This is a genomic window from Streptomyces mirabilis (assembly GCF_018310535.1).
Lineage (GTDB): Bacteria > Actinomycetota > Actinomycetes > Streptomycetales > Streptomycetaceae > Streptomyces.
In genome coordinates, this window is the sequence record NZ_CP074102.1 from 240,576 (window position 1) to 258,439 (window position 17,864).

At 70.9% G+C, this 17,864-nt stretch carries 16 protein-coding genes; 4 read left to right on the forward strand and 12 right to left on the reverse strand.

Translation table 11 applies throughout. The features are described 5' to 3' along the window. Positions 1-2 precede the first annotated feature (2 nt). Positions 3-1,469 (reverse strand): amino acid permease, encoded by a 1,467-nt coding sequence (locus tag SMIR_RS01040; RefSeq protein WP_168498170.1) that lies wholly within the window; start codon positions 1,467-1,469, stop codon positions 3-5. Between the two features lie 266 nt (positions 1,470-1,735). On the opposite strand from SMIR_RS01040, the gene SMIR_RS01045 reads away from it, so the two are divergent. Further along, positions 1,736-2,479, forward strand: coding sequence for a MerR family transcriptional regulator (locus tag SMIR_RS01045; protein WP_168498168.1), 744 nt, complete (start codon positions 1,736-1,738; stop codon positions 2,477-2,479). Between the two features lie 51 nt (positions 2,480-2,530). Here SMIR_RS01045 and SMIR_RS01050 read toward each other — a convergent pair whose 3' ends face one another. Genes SMIR_RS01050 through SMIR_RS01070 form a run of 5 tightly spaced genes read right to left on the reverse strand, consistent with a single transcriptional unit; the run spans position 2,531 to position 9,345 of the window. Next, positions 2,531-4,705, reverse strand: coding sequence for a 3-hydroxyacyl-CoA dehydrogenase NAD-binding domain-containing protein (locus SMIR_RS01050; protein ID WP_168498166.1), 2,175 nt, complete (start codon positions 4,703-4,705; stop codon positions 2,531-2,533). 57 nt (positions 4,706-4,762) lie between these two features. Continuing rightward, entirely contained in the window at positions 4,763-5,977 is a 1,215-nt protein-coding gene (locus SMIR_RS01055) for an acetyl-CoA C-acetyltransferase (RefSeq protein WP_168498165.1), read from the reverse strand. A 31-nt stretch (positions 5,978-6,008) separates the two neighbouring features. Next, positions 6,009-7,151, reverse strand: coding sequence for an acyl-CoA dehydrogenase family protein (locus SMIR_RS01060; RefSeq protein ID WP_168498163.1), 1,143 nt, complete (start codon positions 7,149-7,151; stop codon positions 6,009-6,011). Between the two features lie 14 nt (positions 7,152-7,165). After that, positions 7,166-8,179, reverse strand: a complete 1,014-nt coding sequence (locus SMIR_RS01065; protein ID WP_168498161.1) for an LLM class F420-dependent oxidoreductase — start codon at positions 8,177-8,179, stop codon at positions 7,166-7,168. Continuing rightward, entirely contained in the window at positions 8,179-9,345 is a 1,167-nt protein-coding gene (locus SMIR_RS01070) for a CaiB/BaiF CoA transferase family protein (protein ID WP_249938309.1), read from the reverse strand. Before SMIR_RS01070 ends, SMIR_RS01065 begins: the two co-directional genes overlap by 1 nt. 296 nt (positions 9,346-9,641) lie before the next feature. On the opposite strand from SMIR_RS01070, the gene SMIR_RS01075 reads away from it, so the two are divergent. Continuing rightward, positions 9,642-10,814, forward strand: a complete 1,173-nt coding sequence (locus tag SMIR_RS01075; protein ID WP_168498159.1) for a saccharopine dehydrogenase family protein — start codon at positions 9,642-9,644, stop codon at positions 10,812-10,814. A 17-nt stretch (positions 10,815-10,831) separates the two neighbouring features. On the opposite strand, the gene mmpA is transcribed toward SMIR_RS01075, so the two are convergent. From mmpA to SMIR_RS01095, 4 genes are all read right to left on the reverse strand, one after another. Further along, positions 10,832-10,978, reverse strand: coding sequence for a morphogenic membrane protein MmpA (mmpA, locus tag SMIR_RS01080; protein WP_168486641.1), 147 nt, complete (start codon positions 10,976-10,978; stop codon positions 10,832-10,834). Between the two features lie 88 nt (positions 10,979-11,066). Further along, positions 11,067-11,789, reverse strand: a complete 723-nt coding sequence (locus SMIR_RS01085) for an endonuclease V (RefSeq protein ID WP_212728251.1) — start codon at positions 11,787-11,789, stop codon at positions 11,067-11,069. 61 nt (positions 11,790-11,850) lie between these two features. Beyond that, the gene (locus SMIR_RS01090) at positions 11,851-12,177 is read right to left on the reverse strand and encodes a plasmid stabilization protein (protein ID WP_168498157.1); all 327 of its coding nucleotides are present in this window, start codon (positions 12,175-12,177) and stop codon (positions 11,851-11,853) included. An 86-nt stretch (positions 12,178-12,263) separates the two neighbouring features. Continuing rightward, complete coding sequence (locus tag SMIR_RS01095; protein WP_168498155.1) at positions 12,264-13,352, reverse strand: WD40/YVTN/BNR-like repeat-containing protein; 1,089 nt, start codon at positions 13,350-13,352, stop codon at positions 12,264-12,266. Between the two features lie 258 nt (positions 13,353-13,610). Between SMIR_RS01095 and ssgD the strand changes: the two genes are divergently transcribed. After that, positions 13,611-14,027, forward strand: coding sequence for a spore wall synthesis regulator SsgD (gene ssgD / locus SMIR_RS01100; RefSeq protein ID WP_101402127.1), 417 nt, complete (start codon positions 13,611-13,613; stop codon positions 14,025-14,027). Between the two features lie 15 nt (positions 14,028-14,042). On the opposite strand, the gene SMIR_RS01105 is transcribed toward ssgD, so the two are convergent. Together SMIR_RS01105 and SMIR_RS01110 are read right to left on the reverse strand one after the other, a co-directional pair. Next, positions 14,043-14,900 carry an isocitrate lyase/PEP mutase family protein gene (locus tag SMIR_RS01105; RefSeq protein WP_212726315.1) on the reverse strand — a complete coding sequence of 286 codons (858 nt, stop codon included), beginning with the start codon at positions 14,898-14,900 and terminating at the stop codon, positions 14,043-14,045. 134 nt (positions 14,901-15,034) lie between these two features. Beyond that, the gene (locus tag SMIR_RS01110) at positions 15,035-15,715 is read right to left on the reverse strand and encodes a GOLPH3/VPS74 family protein (protein ID WP_075030391.1); all 681 of its coding nucleotides are present in this window, start codon (positions 15,713-15,715) and stop codon (positions 15,035-15,037) included. Between the two features lie 408 nt (positions 15,716-16,123). Between SMIR_RS01110 and SMIR_RS01115 the strand changes: the two genes are divergently transcribed. Next, on the forward strand, positions 16,124-17,758 hold the full coding sequence (locus SMIR_RS01115) for an ABC-F family ATP-binding cassette domain-containing protein (RefSeq protein WP_168498151.1): 1,635 nt from the start codon (positions 16,124-16,126) through the stop codon (positions 17,756-17,758). The last annotated feature ends 106 nt before the right edge of the window (positions 17,759-17,864 follow it).

Consider the following 17,864-nt stretch of genomic DNA (forward strand, 5'->3'; position numbering starts at 1 on the left):
TGCTACTTCGTCAGCTCGCTCAGTTCCTGGTCCGTGGTCTTCGAGACCCGGTGGCGGATCGCGAACCAGCCGCCGACCAGCAGGGCCGCGATCACCGGGATGAGGAGCAGGGTCTTGCGGCCGACCTCGGGGTCGTTCCCCATCAGGCCGAGCACGGCCAGCAGGAAGACGATGGTGACGATCTCGGTCACGGGGCTGCCGGGGAGCCGGAAGGACGGGCGGGTGACCAGGCCGTCCTTGGCGCGGCGGACGAACACCAGGTGACAGACCATGATGATCACCCAGGTGCTGATGATGCCCAGGGACGCGACGTTCAGGACGATCTCGAAGGCCTGGCTGGGCATGAGGTAGTTCAGGCCGACGCCGAGCACGCACACCGCGCAGGTGAGCAGGATGCCGCCGTACGGGACCTGGCTGCGGTTCATCTTCGCGGTGAACCGGGGCGCGGAGCCCGCCATCGCCATGGAACGCAGGATGCGGCCGGTGGAGTACAGGCCGGAGTTCAGGGACGACATGGCCGCGGTGAGGACGACCAGGTTCATGACGTCACCGGCTCCCTGGACGCCGATCTTCGACAGGACGGTGACGAAGGGGCTCTCGTCGGCCGAGTAGACCGAACCGGGCAGCAGCAGCGCGAGCAGCACGACCGAGCCGACGTAGAACAGGCCCACGCGCCACATGATCGAGTTCACCGCGCGCGGGACCACCTTCTCCGGCTCGGCGGTCTCGCCCGCGGCGACGCCGACCAGCTCCAGGGCCGCGTACGCGAAGATCACGCCCTGCATCACCAGGACGACCGGCATGATCCCGTGCGGGAGGAGACCGCCGTGGTCCGTGATGACGCTCAGGCCGGGCTTCTGACCGCCCACGTCGTGGTGCGTGGCCAGCAGGAAGATGCCGACCAGCATGAAGGAGACGAGGGTGGCGACCTTGACGATCGCGAACCAGAACTCCATCTCGCCGAAGATCTTCACCGAGATCAGGTTGACGGCCAGGACCACCGCGAGGGCGATCAACGCCAGCACCCACTGCGGGATGTCGGTGAAGAAACTCCAGTAGTGCGTGTAGAGCGCGATCGCGGTGATGTCGGCGATGCCGGTCGTCGACCAGTTGAGGAAGTACATCCACCCGGCGACGTACGCGCCCTTCTCGCCGAGGAACTCGCGCGCGTACGACACGAAGGACCCGGAGGAGGGCCGGTAGAGGACCAGCTCGCCGAGCGCACGCACGACGAAGAAGGCGAAGACTCCGCAGACGAGGTAGGCGATCGCCAGCGCGGGGCCCGCGCTGTGGAGGCGGCCGCCGGCGCCGAGGAAGAGTCCGGTGCCGATCGCGCCGCCGATGGCGATCATGTTGACGTGGCGGGCCTTGAGGTCCTTGCTGTAACCGGCGTCGCCCGCGTCCGCGGGCGTGCGGGCCGCATCGGTGCGGGATGCGGCCTTGGCCGTGTCTACGGCGTCCTTGCTCACGCGTGGATCTACTCTCTGGTGCGCCCACGCACTGAGCACGCGGGTTTCCGGATGTGCCTCGGCCCGCACCACCCCTGACGCGGCGCAGACCAAGGAATCACCTTCCCCGAGGGATCCTCCGGATGCGATGGCACACCTCACACCGCGGAACATCTCACATGGTGATCAAAGGGTGCAGAACTCGTCGACAGCGCTTTCACAGGACCGGTGAGACAGCAATACTGTTGCACCTGATCGCTGCACCATCGAAGAGGCGAGGACCTGTGATGACGACGGACACCGAGGAGCCGACGCTCACGGTCGACGAGCTGGCGGCACGCGCGGGCGTCACGGTCCGTACGGTCCGCTTCTACAGTTCCAAGGGGCTGCTCCCGCCGCCCGTGATCGGACCCCGCCGGGTGGGGCACTACAGCCAGGAGCATCTGGCCCGGCTCGCGCTCATCGAGGAGCTGCAGCGCCAGGGCATGACGCTGGCCGCGATCGAGCGCCATCTTCAGCAGCTGCCGGCCGACCTGAGCGCCCAGGATCTCGCCCTGCACCGCGCCGTGGTCGCCTCCTGGGCGCAGGACGCGGCGGAGGACGTGACACGCGGGGAACTGGAACGGCGCGCCGGCCGCCCCCTGGGTGAGGAGGACCTGGAGCGGCTCGTCGCGATGAACATCGTCGAGCGGACCGAGGACACCTCCGACAGTGTGGAGAGATCGGACTCCGTGGACTCCTCGGGCTCCTTCCGTGTGGACCCGGCGCTGCTGGCGCTCGGCGTCCAGCTCCTCGACGTACCGCTCGCGCACGAGTCGATCCTCGCCGCCCGCGGCGTCCTGCTGGAGCACTCCCGCGCGGCGGCACGCGAGCTGTCCGCGTTGCTGCGCGAGGCGGTGGGCGAGCACGAGTCGGTGGCGGCGGTGAAGTCCCTGTCGGCGCACATGCAGCCGCTGGTGGTGCAGGCGCTGCTGACCACGTTCCAGCGCTCCCTGAAGGAGGAGCTGCGGGTGTGGCTCAAGGAGTCCTGAGCCACCGAGGACTCCTGAGCCACACCCGCGCGCCTCCTGCTCAGCTACATGTCAGTTGTCGCTGAACTTCTCGCCCTGCTCCGCCTTCTCGACGAGCAGCGCGGGCGGCGTGAACCGCTCCCCGTAGCGCTCGGCGAGTTCACGCGCGCGTGCCACGAATCCGGGGAGACCTCCGTCATAGCCGTTGATGTACTGGAGCACGCCGCCGGTCCACCCCGGGAAACCGATCCCGAAGATGGACCCGATGTTGGCGTCGGCGACGGACGTCAGCACGCCCTCTTCCAGGAGCCGGACGGTGTCCAGCGCCTCGGAGAAGAGCATGCGCTCCTGCATGTCCTTGAACGGGATCTCGTGGCCGGGCTTGGTGTAGTGCTCGCGCAGGCCGGGCCAGAGCTTGCCGCGCTTGCCGTCCGCGCCGTACTCGTAGAAGCCCGCGCCGCCGCTGCGCCCGGTGCGGCCGAACTCGTCGACCATGCGGTCGATGACCGCCTCCGCCGGGTGCGTCTGCCAGGTGCCGCCCGCCTCCTCGACGGCCTGCTTGGACTCCTTGCGGATCTTGCGCGGCAGGGTGAGCGTCAGCTCGTCCATCAAGGAGAGGACCTTGGCCGGGTAGCCCGCCTGGGCCGCCGCCTGCTCGACGGAGGCGGGCTCGATGCCCTCGCCGACCATCGCGACGCCCTCGTTGATGAAGTGGCCGATGACGCGGGAGGTGAAGAAGCCGCGCGAGTCGTTGACGACGATCGGGGTCTTCTTGATCTGCCGTACGAGGTCGAAGGCGCGCGCCAGCGCCTCGTCGCCGCTCCGATCGCCCTTGATGATCTCGACGAGCGGCATCTTGTCGACGGGCGAGAAGAAGTGCAGTCCGATGAAGTCCTCCTGCCGCTCCACGCCCTCGGCGAGCACGGTGATCGGCAGGGTCGAGGTGTTGGAGCACAGCAGCGCGTCGGGCTCGACGACGTTCTGGATCTCCTGGAACACCTTGTGCTTGAGGGCCGTGTCCTCGAAGACGGCCTCGATCACGGCGTCGCAGCCGGCCAGGTCGTTCGGGTCGGCGGTGGGCGTGATGCGGGCGAGCAGCTCGTCGGCCTTCGCCTGGGTCGTACGGCCCCGGGAGACGGCCTTCGCGCAGAGCTTCTCGGAGTAGGCCTTGCCCTTGGCCGCCGCCTGAGCCGACACGTCCTTCAGGACGACGTCGATGCCCGCGCGGGCGCACGAGTAGGCGATGCCGGCGCCCATCATCCCGGCGCCGAGGACGGCGACCTTGCGGACCTGGCGCGGCTCGATGCCCTGGGGGCGGTTGGCGCCGGAGTTGACCGCCTGGAGGTCGAAGAAGAACGCCTGGATCATGTTCTTCGAGGTCTGCCCGGTGACCAGCTCGGTGAAGTAGCGGGCTTCGATGACCAGCGCGGTCTCGAAGTCGACCTGGGAGCCCTCGACGGCGGCCGCCATGATGTTGCGCGGGGCCGGGTAGGGGGCGCCGTTCAGCTGCTTCCTCAGGTTGGCAGGGAAGGCGGGCAGGTTGGCGGCGAACTTCGGGTTCGACGGCGTGCCGCCCGGGATCTTGTAGCCGGGCTTGTCCCAGGGCTGGTGCGACTCGGGGTTGGCGTCGATGAAGGCGCGCGCCTTGTCGAGCATCTCCTCGGAGGTGGCCGCCACTTCGTGGACGAGCCCGTTCTCCAGGGCCCGCTGCGGGGAGTACTGGGTGCCCTGGAGGAGCACCTTCAGCAGGGCGTCGGTGATGCCCATGAGGCGGACGGTGCGGGTGACGCCACCGCCCGCGGGCAGCAGGCCGAGGGTGACCTCGGGCAGGCCGATCTTGGAGCCGGGGGCGTCGAGGGCGACGCGGTGGTGGGAGGCGAGGGCGATCTCGTAGCCGCCGCCGAGGGCCGCGCCGTTGATGGCGGCGACGACCGGCTTGCCCAGGGTCTCGATGCGGCGCAGGGAGGACTTGATGGCCGTGCCGGCGTCGAAGGCCTCCTGGGCGTTCTCCGGGCCTGCCTTGATCATGTCCTTGAGGTCGCCGCCCGCGAAGAAGGTCTTCTTGGCGGAGGTGTAGATGATGCCCCGGATGGAGTCCTTCTCGGCCTCGGCGCGTTCGGCGATCGCCGCGATCGAGTCCTTGAAGGCCTGGTTCATGGTGTTGGCGGACTGGTTGGGGTCGTCGAGGACGAGGGTGACGACACCGGTCTCGTCCTGTTCCCAGCGGATGGTGGTGCTCTCGGTCATGAGGAGGGTCTCCGTAGAAGCCGTTTAAGCCGTGGAAGTCTGGGGGTCCGCCGGGGGTTACAGGCGCTCGACGATGGTCGCGATGCCCATGCCGCCGCCCACGCACAGCGTGGCGAGGCCGTAGCGCTTGTCCTGGCGCTCCAGTTCGTCGACGAGGCTGCCGAGGATCATCGCGCCGGTGGCGCCGAGCGGGTGGCCGAGCGCGATCGCGCCGCCGTTGACGTTGACCTTGTCGAGGGACAGGCCCATGTCCTTCACGAAGCGCAGGACGACCGCGGCGAAGGCCTCGTTGATCTCCACGAGGTCGATGTCGTCGATGGTCAGCCCGGCCTTGGCGAGCGCCTTGCGGGTCGCGGGCGCGGGGCCGGTGAGCATGATGGTGGGCTCGGAGCCGGAGACGGCCGCGGCGACGATCCGCGCGCGGGGGGTCAGGCCGTGGCGCTCGCCGACCTCCTTGGAGCCGATGGCGACCAGGGAGGCGCCGTCGACGATGCCGGAGGAGTTGCCCGCGTGGTGGACGTGGTCGATCTCCTCGACCCAGTGGTACTTCTGCAGCGCCACGGCGTCGAAGCCGCCCAGCTCGCCGATGTCCGCGAACGAGGCCTTCAGCTTGCCGAGCGAGTCGGCGGTGGTGCCGGGGCGCATGTGCTCGTCGTGGTCGAGGACGACGAGCCCGCTGCGGTCCTTCACGGGGACGACGGACCGGTCGAAGCGGCCGTCCTTCCAGGCGGCGGCCGCGCGCTCCTGGGAGAGGGCCGCGTACTCGTCGACGTCCCGCCGTGAGAAGCCCTCGATGGTGGCGATGAGGTCGGCGCCGATGCCCTGCGGCACGAAGTTGGTGGCGATGTTGGTCATCGGGTCGGCGAACCAGGCGCCGCCGTCCGAGGCCATGGGCACGCGGGACATCGACTCGACGCCGCCCGCGAGCACCAGGTCCTCCCAGCCGGAGCGGACCTTCATCGCGGCCAGGTTGACGGCTTCCAGGCCCGAGGCACAGAAGCGGTTCTCCTGGACTCCGGCGACCGTGTCGGGCAGTCCGGCGGCGATCGCGGCGATCCGCGCGATGTCGGAGCCCTGGTCGCCGACCGGGCCCACGACACCGAGCACGATGTCGTCGATCGCGGCCGGGTCCAGGCCCGGCAACCGGCGCTGGATCTCGTGGATGAGGCCGACGACCAGGTCGATGGGCTTGGTGCCGTGCAGGCCGCCGTTCGCCTTGCCGCGCCCGCGCGGGGTGCGGATCGCGTCGTACACGTACGCTTCGGTGCTCACTGGATAAGCCTTTCGGGGAGGGTGCGGAGGATCAGCCGAGCAGGGAGCGGCCGATGATCTCCTTCATGATCTCTGTGGTCCCGCCGTAGATGGTCTGGATACGGCCGTCGGTGAAGGCCCTGGCGACGCGGTACTCCGTCATGTAGCCGTAGCCGCCGTGCAGCTGGAGGCAGCGGTCCGCGACGCGTTTTTGCAGTTCGGTGGCCCACCACTTGGCCATCGAGGCGTGCACGGCGTCGAGTTCCCCGTTCGTGTGGTCGACGACGCAGCGGTCGAGGAACGTACGGGTGACGGCGCACTCGGTGGCCATCTCGGCTATCTCGAAGCGGATGTGCTGGAGCTTGGACAGCGGCCGTCCGAAGGCCTCGCGCTCCTTGACGTACTGGGTGGTGATCTCCAGCAGGTGCTCGGCCGCCGCGATCCCGGCGACGGCGATGCCCATGCGTTCCTGCGCGAGGTTCGTCATGAGGTGCACGAAGGCGCCGTTGAGCTCCCCGAGCAGGTTCTCCTTGGGGACGCGTACGTCGTGGAAGAACAGCTCGGCCGTGTCCTGCGCCTTCTGCCCGATCTTGTCGAGGTTGCGGCCACGCTCGAAGCCTGCCATGCCGCGCTCGACGACGAGCAGAGACAGACCGTGGGCGCCGCCTTCCGGGGTCGTCTTCGCGACGACGATCACCAGATCGGCCAGGATCCCGTTCGAGATGAAGGTCTTGGAGCCGTTGAGCAGCCAGTGGTCGCCCCGGTCCTCGGCGTGCGTCCTGATGCCCTGGAGGTCGGATCCGGCGCCGGGCTCGGTCATCGCGATCGCCGTGATGATCGAACCGTCGCAGAACCCGGGCAGCCACCGCCGCTTCTGCTCCTCGGTGGCCAGGTCCGTCAGATACGGCCCGATGATGTCGTTGTGCAGCCCGAGGGCGAGACCCGCGGCCCCCGCGCGCGTGAACTCCTCGGCGAGTACGGCGCTGTAGCGGAAGTCGGCGTTGCCGCCGCCTCCGTACTCCTCCGGTACGGCTAGGCCGAGCAGCCCCTGTTTCCCTGCGGCGCGCCAGGCCTCGCGCGAGACGATGCCGTCCTTCTCCCACTGTTCGTAGTACGGCGTCACCTCCTTGGCGAGGAAGGTGCGCACGGTCTCCCGGAACGCGTCGTGCTCGGCGCCGAAAATCTGCCGCTTCATGCGCGGTCGCCCTCCTAGAGCCAGCTCTTGACGGTCTCGACCAGCCGGGCCGGCTCCGGCCCCACGGGAGTGATGTTGAGCATGTCGACCCCGGCCTCCCGGAAGGCCTCGACACGCTCGCGCACATAGCTCTCCGGCCCGCACAGCGAGATCAGCTCGCAGAACTCGGCCGGTACGGCGGCCTCGGCCTCCTTCTTGCGACCGGAGAGGTACAGCTCCTGGATGAGCCGAGCCTCCTTCTCGTAGCCGTAGGCCACCGCGAGGTCGTTGTAGAAGTTCTTGCCGGGGGCACCCATGCCGCCTACGTAGAGGGCGATTTTGGGTCGCGCGAGCTCGCGTACGGCCGCCGCGTCCTCGCCGATGGCGAGCAGGCCGCCCGCGACGGTCCGCAGGGGGCCGAGCGCCGGGTCCCGCAGTGCGGCGCCCTCCGCGAGGGGGGCGCCCCACACCTGGTGGGCCTTCTCCGGGATGAAGAGGGTGGGCAGCCAGCCGTCGGCGAGTTCGGCGGTCATCCGGACGTTGGCCGGGCCCAGGGAGGCCACGTACAGCGGCACGTCGGGGCGCACCGGCTTGGTGAGGAGCTTCAGGGGCTTGCCCAGACCGCCGGGGCGGGGCATGTCGGTGATGCCGTGGTGGTCGATGACCTCGCGGCGCAGGATGCGGCGGGTCAGCTCGATGGCCTCGCGGGTGCGGCCCAGCGGCTTGTCGTATGCCTTCCCGTGCCAGCCCTCGACGACCTGCGGGCCCGAGGCACCGAGCCCCAGGATGGCGCGGCCGCCCGAGATCGCGTCGAGTCCGGCGGCGGTCTGCGCGAGAAGCGCCGGGGTGCGCGAGTACACGTTGAGGATCCCGGAGCCGATCTTCATGCGCTCGGTGCGGGCGGCCAGATAGCCCATGATCGTGGGTGCGTCGAAGCCGTAGGCCTCCGCCACCCAGACGGCGTCCAGGCCCGCGGACTCCAGGGCGGCGACCTCATCGGCGGCGTGCCGGGGGTCGCCCGCGTAGTCGAGCGGGAGGGAGAGCTCCATCAGTCGCCGTCCTTCATCGTGTCGTCCTTCATGCGGTCGTGCCGCGTCAGCCGTGGTACGTCCCAGTCGCGGGCCACGTCGGCGGTGTCGGCGCCGGGCAGGGCGGGGCCGGTGCGGACGGAGGTGCGGGTCAGGGAGAAGCGGGGTGCCGGGGCGGGCTGGGTGATGCCGCCGTGGTCGGTGAAGGTGCCGCGGGCGGCGAGGTGGGGGTGGGCCGGGGCCTCCCGCAACGACAGGACGGGGGCCACGCAGGCGTCGGAGCCCTCGAAGACCGCGGTCCACTCGTCCCTGGTGCGGGTCTTGAAGCGGGCGGCGACCGCCTCGCGCAGCTCGCCCCAGCGGGCCAGGTCCTTGCGGGAGTCTGCGTGCTCCTCGATGCCGAGCAGTTCCACGAACTCGGCGTAGAACTGCTGCTCCAGGGCGCCCACCGCCATGTACTTCCCGTCGGCCGTCTCGTAGGTGCCGTAGTACGGGCAGCCGCCGTCCAGGAGGTTGGCGCCGCGCCGGTCCTGCCAGCCGCCCGCGGCGAGCATGCCGTGGATCATCGAGGCGAGGTGCGCGGCGCCGTCGACGATCGCCGTGTCCACGACCTGCCCGGCGCCGGTGGCGCGTGCGTGGTGGAGCGCGGCGAGGACGCCGACGACGAGATAGAGCGAGCCGCCCGCGTAGTCGCCGACGAGGTTCGCGGGGACCGTGGGCGGCTCGTCGGGCCTGCCGATCATGCCGAGGGTGCCGGTGAGGGCGATGTAAGCGATGTCGTGCCCGGCACGCGGGGCGAGCGGGCCCTGCTGGCCCCAGCCGGTCATCCGGCCGTAGACGAGCCGGGGGTTGCGGGCGTGACAGGTCTCGGGGCCGACACCGAGGCGCTCGGCGACGCCGGGGCGGTAGCCCTCGACGAGGATGTCCGCGCGCTCGACCAGATCGAGGACGCGGGCGGGGCCGTCCTCGGCCTTCAGGTCGATCACGACCGACCGCTTGTTGCGGTTGGTGATGTCGTACTCCGGGTTGACGGCGAGCCCCGTACCGCCGGGCCGGTCCACGCGGACGACGTCCGCGCCGAGGTCGGCCAGGAGCATGGCGGCGAACGGGCCGGGGCCGATGCCCGCCAGCTCCACCACGCGCACTCCGGCCAGCGGGCCGTACGCCGGCGTCCCTGCCACTGCCATCGAGCCCCCAGCACTGTGACACCACTGATGTGACATCAGTGATGTTATGAACGTGTTCCACGCCGGGCAAGCCCCCAGCGAGCAAGCGCTTAGTTAAATCCCGGGTGGCGGATCGTGCCGAAAGGTCATGAAACCGGGCACGTCAGCGGCGTATGCCACCGCACCGCCGGCGCGCGTTCCCCTGCACGGCCACGGCCACCTCCGACCTCTATGTCGACCTCGTCGTTCGGCTGCTCGTACCTCACGCTAGCCTCGGCCACCGACAACGGCGCTTCGCGCACGACAGATGGGGTGTCATGAGCAGGCTGAACGGGACGGCTCGCACGTACGACATAGTGCTCTTCGGAGCCACCGGGTTCGTCGGGACCCTCACCGCGGAGTACCTCGCCGCACACGCGCCCGAGGGCCTGCGCTGGGCGATCGCGGGCCGCGACGAGCAGAAGCTGGCGCGGCTGCGGGAGCGGCTGTCCGGCGCCCCCGACGTGCTCTTGGCGGATGTCGCCGATCCGGCGTCGCTGCGCGAACTCGCCCGCGGCGCACGCGTGGTGGCGACGACCGTCGGGCCGTACATCCTGCACGGCGAGGAGCTGGTCGCCGCCTGCGCCGACGCGGGCACCGACTATCTGGACCTCACCGGCGAGCCCGAGTTCGTGGACCTGATGTACGTCCGGCACGACGCACGCGCGCGGGAGACCGGGGCACGCCTGGTGCACGCCTGCGGTTTCGACTCGATTCCGCACGACCTGGGCGCCTACTTCACGGTGCGGCAACTGCCCGAGGACGTGCCGCTGCGGGTCGACGGTTTCGTCCGCGCCCAGGCGATGTTCTCGGGCGGCACCTTCGCCTCCGCGCTCACCCAGTTCGCGCGCGGGCGGCACATCCTGGCCGCGGCGCGGGATCGGGGGCGGCACGAACCACGGCTGGTCGGGCGGCGGGCACACGCGCCGCTGAGCACGCCGCGGTTCGCCAAGGAGGTCGGGGCATGGGCGCTGCCGCTGCCCACCATCGACGCCCAGATCGTGCAGCGTTCGGCTCGGGTGCTGGAGCGCTACGGGCCCGACTTCCGCTACCGCCACTACGCGGCCGTCGAACGGCTGCCGGTCGCGCTGGGCGGGGTCACGGCCGTCGGCGCGGTGTTCGCGGCCGCCCAGGTGCCGCCCGCGCGGCGCTGGCTGTCCGACCGGATCAAGCCGGGCGAGGGGCCCAGTGCCTCGCGGCGGGCCAAGAGCTGGTTCTCCGTGCGGTTCGTGGGCGAGGGCGGCGGGCGCCGCGTGTTCACGGAGGTCGCGGGCGGCGACCCCGGCTACGGCGAGACCGCCAAGATGTTCGCGGAGTCCGCGCTGTCGCTCGCCTTCGACGACCTGCCGGAAACGGCCGGACAGGTCACGACGGCGGTGGCGATGGGCGACGCGCTCATCGAGCGGCTGCGGGGGGCGGGGATCACGTTCCGGGTGGCCGCGTCCAGGTAGGACCGTCCGGAACTCCCCTAGAACGGCCAGCCCAGCACCGTGTAGATCATCCCGCCGATCCAGCCGACCCCGGCGAGGACGGACAGGACCAGCGCGGCCATCACGGTGCGCTCGACGGGCTGGGTGGCGCCGGTGGCGGGCTTCGGGGAACGGTGCGTCGTCATGCGGCACAGCCTGCCGATCATGACGGCGCCCCCACATCCGTACAGGTACTCAGAACACGTACTCGGGGCACATACTCAGGGCACGTGCTCAGTCAACGGGTGAGGCTCCTGAGGGAGTTGTCTCCTTCAGGGCCCGTCGGCACAGGGAGTCCGCACTTCGGGTGGTCTCCGGGAGGCGGTACTTCGGGGTGAGCGCGAGGGTGTGCGCGCAGGCGTTGTCGAGGCTCACCCGGTGGCCGACCGAGACGAAGACAGGCTTGACGCCGTCCTGGGTGCGCAGTGCCCGACCGACCTCCTCCGGGCCCGTCGGTTCGCCCGCGAGCAGCGGGGAGGCGCTGCCGCGCCGGGCGCCGGGCTCCTCGTAGGAGAAGGTGAACGGGTTCTTGGCCACCCCGATCGTGGGGAGCCCGGTGAGCACTCCGAGGTGGCTGGCGAGGCCGAAACGGCGGGGGTGGGCGAGCCCGTAGCCGTCGCAGACCACGAGACCCGGCGCGCACGGCAGCGCGTCGAGCACGGCCAGCACGGTCGGGATCTCGCGGAAGGCGAGCAACCCGGGGACGTAGGGGAAGGAGACCTGTCCGACGGCGGTGGCCTCGGCGACGACGGCGAGGGTCGCCGCGTCGAACACGACGGCCGCGGCCACGACGACGTCCCGCTCGTCGTCGTACGCCACGTCCACGCCCGTCACCCTGCCGGTGCCGGGCGGCGGCCCGGGCTCGTCGAGCACCACGCGCCCCCGCAGTTCGTCCTGCACGGCGCGGGCCTGCTCCTCGGTCGCGGGCCAACCCGCGGGAATCGGTACGGTGTTCAACGAGGTGTTCATGGTGCCGACGAGCCTAGGCCCACAGCTCCGGAGGAAGTCCTGAGGGCGGTCACTTGCCACCCAGCGCGCGCCTCAGCTCCTCCTTGTTCATGTCCGAACGGCCGTGGACGTCACGGCGCTTGGCCTCCTCGTACAGCTGGTCGTACGTGGGTCCCTGAGCGCCCTGGTGGGAGCGCAGGCCGCCGCGCCTGCCGGAGGAGATGTCCTGGGTGGACGTGCGGCTCGCGGTCTTCGACTCGCCGGACCGGGCCCGCTCCTTGTTCACGGTGCGCGCGGCGATCTCCTCGGCGCGCTCCCTGCTCTCTCCCCGGTCGAGAGCGCTCTCCTTGATGTGCTCGTACTGGCGTTCGCGCTTGGGGCTGGAGCCACGGGGCATGGCGGCTCACTTCCTTCCGTGTCGCCGATCGCTTGCTTGCGCGTCGGCGACACGGGTACCCCACTCGCCACGGGGCACGCGGCGAGTCAGCGCTCCAGACGTGCCACCCGGCCCTTCTCCCCGGACGCCCAGCAGCCCAGGTCGGGGGTGCAGTCCACGGTGTCGTACGAGCCGGTGTCCAGGGTGCGCCAGGTGCGGCCGCCGTCGGTCGTGAGGTCGGTGCCGGTCGGGCCGACCGCGAGCGCGGAGGTGCGGCTGTGCGGGAGCCAGGCGACACCGGAGCGGTAGGCGGGCGGCGGCTGGGCGGCGGGGGTCCAGGTGCGCCCGCCGTCGGAGGTGACGGCGGCCGCCTGGGGCGATGCCTGGTCGGCGCGGTAGTCGCCGCCTACCGCGAGGCCGTGGGCGCGGTCCCGGAAGGCGAGGGCGAAGACGCCACGCGCCGGGTCGCCCGCGGGGATCGGCGTCTCGGCCGCCTTCCAGGTCAGTCCCCGGTCGGTGGAATGCAGCACACGCGCGTGTGCGCCCCCGCCGGTGGCCAGCCAGGCATCGTGCGATCCCGCGCTCACGAGGCACTGTCCACTGGCGGCGAAGCCCGCCTCGCCGTCCTGCGCGGCGGGCATGCCGTCGCTGGGCAGCACCTTCCAGGACCGTCCGCCGTCGCTGGTGGACAGGATGCGGAACCTGCCGTCCACGGGGTCGCTCATCGCGAGGCCGTGGCGCCGGTCGAAGAAGGTCAGGCAGTCGTAGAAGGCCTTCGCGTCGGTGTTGCGGAAGGACTCGGTCCAGGTCGCGCCGCCGTCGTCGGTCCTGAAGACCCGGGAGGCCTCGCCCTCACCGATGGCGAGGACCACCGCGCGCCGCGCGTCGAACGCCTCGATGTCGCGGAACTCCAGGTCGGCGGCGCCGGGCGGCGAGACGTTCCGCCAGCTCGCGCCGCCGTCGGTGGTCCGCAGGACGGTGCCCTTGGCGCCGGCCACCCAGGCGGTGTCCCGGCTGACGGCCGACAGTCCGCGGAAGCGAACGTCGCTGCCGCTGTCCTTGAGCGCCCAGTGGGCCGCCTTCCCCGCCTCGTGTGCCTGCGCGGGCGTAGCCGTCAGCGCGGCGGCGAACGCCGCCGCGCACAGTCCCACGGTGACCGCCCGACTCGTACGTCTCGACTTCCCCAAGCCCCTCATGGCGGGCGAAGCTAGCCCACTCCCCCGGCGCCGTCCAGATGGCCTCGGCGGGAACCCTGGGGCCGCGGTTGGTGTCCTCTCCGGTATCGCGGGCATGCCGGAACGAGAAATGGATCACTACGCGTCACCGAGGTGAATGAACTCGGTGACAGAGGTCACTTGGGCTTCAGGTGCACTGAATGGCTCATTCCGTCGTCTCATACATTGCCCGGCCTCATCCGCCCGGAGTTCGTCCAGCCGTCACAAGGGAGCAAGGCGTTGTCCACCGTCATCGAGCAGCCCGTAGAGGCCCGCCTCGTCGCCGCCGCCCCGCGGATGCCGAGCATTCCCGCAACGCTCCACTACGACCGGAGCGACCCCTTCGCCGTCCGTATGACCTTCCCCGCCCCGGCCACGCTGGAGGGCGTGGAGGTCTGCTGGACGTTCGCGCGCGAGCTGCTCGCGTCCGGCATGGAGGACTCCGTGGGGTACGGCGACGTACGGGTGCGACCGTACGGCTACGACCGCACCGTTCTGGAGTTCCACGCCCCCGAGGGCACCGCCGTGGTGCATGTGCGCTCGGGCGAGGTGCGGAAGTTCCTCCAGCGCACGACCGAGCTGGTGCCCGTCGGACTCGAGCATCTCCAGGTCGACCTGGACCACGACCTGGAGGAGCTGATGCGGGGCACCTGCTGAGCGGCGCCCCCGCCCTCAGCGAGCGCCGCCCAGCACGGTGTTGAGCTCGGCGTAGTCGAGTCCACCGGTCAGCGAGTCGTAGGTCCCCGCGCTCAGCAGCTCCCGCGCGGCACGGCGGACCACGGCGTGCGCGGCCTGCGCGATGCTCGAACCCGCGCTGATCCGGGCGACCCCGAGGGCGGCCAGCTCGGCGACGGGCGGCGCGCCGGGACCGACCAGCACATTGAGCGGGCCCTCGGCCCCCGCCACGAGCGACTTCACCGTCCCCGGGTCGACGGCCCCGGGAACGAAGATCCCGTCGGCTCCGGCGGCGAGGAAGGCGGCGGCTCGCTCCAGGGTCTCCCCGACCCCTCCCGCGCCCCTCAGAACAGTGTCGATACGCGCGTTGATGAACAGCGGGACACCTGCCGCATCGGCTGCGGCACGGGCCGCGGCGATGCGTTCCGCCTGCTCGGCGACCGGGCGCAGCGGGCCACGGCCGCCGTCACCCTCGCCCCCTTCGCCGTCGTAGAGCGCGTCCTCGATGTTCACGCCCACGGCGCCGGCCGCGAGCACCGCGCGGATCGTGTCCCCGACGCCCGCGGCGTCCTTCGCGTAGCCGCTCTCGATGTCCGCGCTCACCGGGACCCGGACCGCGGCGGCGACGCGTGCGACCGCGCCGAGGGCCCGGTCCCTGTCGAGCCGGTCCCCGTCGGCCGTTCCCAGGTCCCAGGCGAGCCCCGCGCTGGTCGTCGCCATGGCCGCGGCGCCCGCCTCCTCGACCAGGCGCGCACTCGCCGTGTTCCAGGCGTTCGGGAGGACGAGTGGGCGGCCGGGGGTGTGCAGGGCGCGGAAGGCGAGGGCGGTTTCGTGGGTGGGGTTCTGGTTCGTCATGGGGCCGATCCCATCACCGGGGGCGGGGTGGGGGCTGGCAGGAATGCGACATGTGCGTGGGGGCCGGGAAGTACGACCGGGTGCGGGCTGCCGGGGGTTGCTCGCGGAGTTCCCCGCGCCCCTTCCCGGGCGCCTCAACCCCCCGTTGCCGCGCCCGAGGTCGATGCCGCCGTGGCCGCCACGACGATCGCGGTGCGCACCTCCTGAATGACCTTCTTCAGCGCCGGGGCCGCCGCTCCACTGCGGTCGGTCAGCTCCTCGATGCGCTGCTTGTACAGCTTGCGGTCCTTGCCGGACGCCAGCGTGCGCAGTTCGGCCGCGGCGGCGAGGGCGACAAGGGCCGCGTCGCGGTCGGAGACGTCCTCGACGGGCACGGGCCCTTGCAACACGGTCCGTGCCTCCTCCCGCAGCGCCTCCACCGCGGACACCCGCTCCAGCTCGTACTCCACGGACGGGAAGAGCCCGAGCACCCGTTTCTTCTCGGCCCGCAGGTATCCCTCGGCGGCGAGCTGGGCGCGGACCGCGTCCAGGGTGACGCGCGCCCGCAGGGTCACCCACGCCTTCCACTTCCGGGGCCGGGACTCCTCCACCAGTTCCAGGAGCCCGTCGAGGACGAGGTCCCCCGTATGGGCGTCGGCGTCGACCGGTGTGGCGATGCCGTCCACGTCGGCGAGCAGTCCGCGCTGGGCGAGCTCCGTGAGGGCGCCGGCGCGCACCAGGTGGTGGAGGTGGGTCGCCCCCGTGACCTTGAGCCTCGTGGTGTCCCAGGCCAGCAGATAGAGCCGGGCGGGCAGCGACAGCGAGCCGTTGGGCACGGCGTCTCCTTCGGGGTCGAGGTCGGGGCCACGTTAGGGCCTGTCCGGCGGATCATGCCGCAGACGCGGGGCTTGGCGCGCCCATCTGCGGCGTTGAGGCACCGCCCGTTTCCTGCGACCTGATCCGCCGGACAGGCCGTTAATGCGTTGACAGCGTTCAGGGCTGTTCCTACGGTGTACAGCGGTCCTGTTGCCGTCGATTGGAGAAGGACGTTGCTCGTCTGAGGTCTGAGACACCGCGTCCACAGTGGGCTCTCGTCGCCCCCGTGTGCGCAGCGTGCGACCTCGGCGTATGAGCCGTCCTCCGGTTTTACGGGGCCTTCTTTCCGCCCTCCTGACTGGATCGTCGTCACCTCGCGGTGTCCCGAACGCGTGCCCCTGACCGCACCCAGTAATCGCGAGGCCCTCATGTCTACTTTCCCCACCTCCCTCACCTGTACCTCCCTCTCCTTCGCCTGGCCGGACGGGACCACCGTCTTCGACGACCTCCAGGTCGCCTTCGGCCCCGGCAGGACCGGGCTCGTCGGCGTCAACGGATCAGGGAAGTCGACCCTGTTGAAGCTGATCGCGGGCGAACTCACCCCGACGGACGGCACGATCCGCGTCACCGGCGAGGTCGGTTACCTGCCGCAGAACGTCACGCTCGACACCGTCCTGCGGGTCGACGAGGCGCTCGGCATCGCCGCCACGCGTGCCGCGCTGCACGCCATCGAGGCGGGCGACGCGGCCGAGGAGCACTTCGACGTCGTCAGCGACGACTGGGACGTCGAGGAGCGGGCGCTCGCCATGCTCGGCGAACTCGGACTCGGGCACGTCGAGCTGGACCGCACCATCGGCGAGGTCTCGGGCGGCGAGTCGGTACTGCTGCGCCTGGCCGCGCTGCTGCTGCGCCGGCCGGACATCCTGCTGCTGGACGAGCCCACCAACAACCTCGACCTGTACGCGCGCCGACGGCTGTACGCGGCCGTCGAGGCCTGGTCCGGGGTCATGGTCGTGGTCAGCCACGACCGCGAACTGCTGGACCTGGTCGACCAGATCGCCGATCTGCGGTCGGGCGAGGTCACCTGGTACGGGGGCAACTTCTCCGCGTACGAGGGGGTCCTCGCCGGCGAGCAGGAGGCGGCGGAACGCATGGTGCGCGTGGCCGAGGCCGATCTGAAGAAGCAGAAGCGCGAGCTGGTCGACGCACAGGTCAAGCTCGCCCGTCGCAAGCGCTACGGCCAGAAGATGTTCGAACAGAAGCGCGAGCCGAAGATCGTCATGGGTGCGCGCAAACGGGCCGCCCAGGAGTCGGCGGGCAAGCACCGCATCATGCACGAGGAGAAGCTCGCGGAGGCGAAGGACCGGCTCGACGACGCGGTGGAGGCCGTACGGGACGACGACGAGATCCGTGTCGACCTGCCCCATACGGCCGTACCGCCGGGCCGCACCGTCCTCACGCTGGAGAACCTGGAGCTGAGGTACGGCGCGCGCGTGAACGGTGTGTTCGATCTGCGCGGGCCCGAGCGGGTCGCGCTGATCGGGCGCAACGGCGCGGGCAAGACGACGCTGCTGCGGACGATCGCCGGGGAGCTGGAGGCCGTGTCCGGCCAGGCCGTGGCCCATGTGCCGCTGCGGTTCCTGCCTCAGCGGCTCGATGTGCTCGACGGGGAGCTGACCGTGGCAGAGAACGTGGCCCGTTTCGCGCCCGCGGCCACGAACAACCGGGTCCGGGCACGGCTCGCCCGCTTCCTGTTCAAGGGGGCGAAGGCCGACCAGCGGGCGGCGACGCTCTCCGGCGGCGAACGCTTCCGGGCGGCGCTCGCGGCGCTGATGCTCGCCGAGCCCGCGCCGCAGCTCCTGATGCTCGACGAGCCGACCAACAACCTCGACCTGGCGAGCGTCCGCCAGCTCACCACGGCGCTGGAGTCCTACGAGGGCACGCTGATCGTCGCCAGCCATGACCTGCCGTTCCTGGAGTCGATCGGAATCACACGCCGGCTGCTGCTGGAAGGAGGAGAACTGAAAGAAACCACGGCGGAAGCTGTCGGGTATCCGACATAGCGCCGGTGCCCGGAGGCTGGCTAACGTCAGCTTTCGGGCACCGCCCCGCGTCACGTTCGGACGCGGGTCCGCCCGCCGTCCGGTCCGGGGGTGCCGAGTCGGGGGC

Bases quoted from the DNA above. Each gene is read 5' to 3' on its own strand.
- SMIR_RS01045 (WP_168498168.1), top strand. From the start codon at position 1,736: ATGACGACGGACACCGAGGAGCCGACGCTCACGGTCGACGAGCTGGCG.
- SMIR_RS01050 (WP_168498166.1), bottom strand. From the start codon at position 4,705: ATGACCGAGAGCACCACCATCCGCTGGGAACAGGACGAGACCGGTGTC.
- SMIR_RS01060 (WP_168498163.1), bottom strand. From the start codon at position 7,151: ATGAAGCGGCAGATTTTCGGCGCCGAGCACGACGCGTTCCGGGAGACC.
- SMIR_RS01065 (WP_168498161.1), bottom strand. From the start codon at position 8,179: ATGGAGCTCTCCCTCCCGCTCGACTACGCGGGCGACCCCCGGCACGCC.
- SMIR_RS01070 (WP_249938309.1), bottom strand. From the start codon at position 9,345: ATGGCAGTGGCAGGGACGCCGGCGTACGGCCCGCTGGCCGGAGTGCGC.
- SMIR_RS01075 (WP_168498159.1), top strand. From the start codon at position 9,642: ATGAGCAGGCTGAACGGGACGGCTCGCACGTACGACATAGTGCTCTTC.
- mmpA (WP_168486641.1), bottom strand. From the start codon at position 10,978: ATGACGACGCACCGTTCCCCGAAGCCCGCCACCGGCGCCACCCAGCCC.
- SMIR_RS01090 (WP_168498157.1), bottom strand. From the start codon at position 12,177: ATGCCCCGTGGCTCCAGCCCCAAGCGCGAACGCCAGTACGAGCACATC.
- SMIR_RS01095 (WP_168498155.1), bottom strand. From the start codon at position 13,352: ATGAGGGGCTTGGGGAAGTCGAGACGTACGAGTCGGGCGGTCACCGTG.
- SMIR_RS01105 (WP_212726315.1), bottom strand. From the start codon at position 14,900: ATGACGAACCAGAACCCCACCCACGAAACCGCCCTCGCCTTCCGCGCC.
- SMIR_RS01115 (WP_168498151.1), top strand. From the start codon at position 16,124: ATGTCTACTTTCCCCACCTCCCTCACCTGTACCTCCCTCTCCTTCGCC.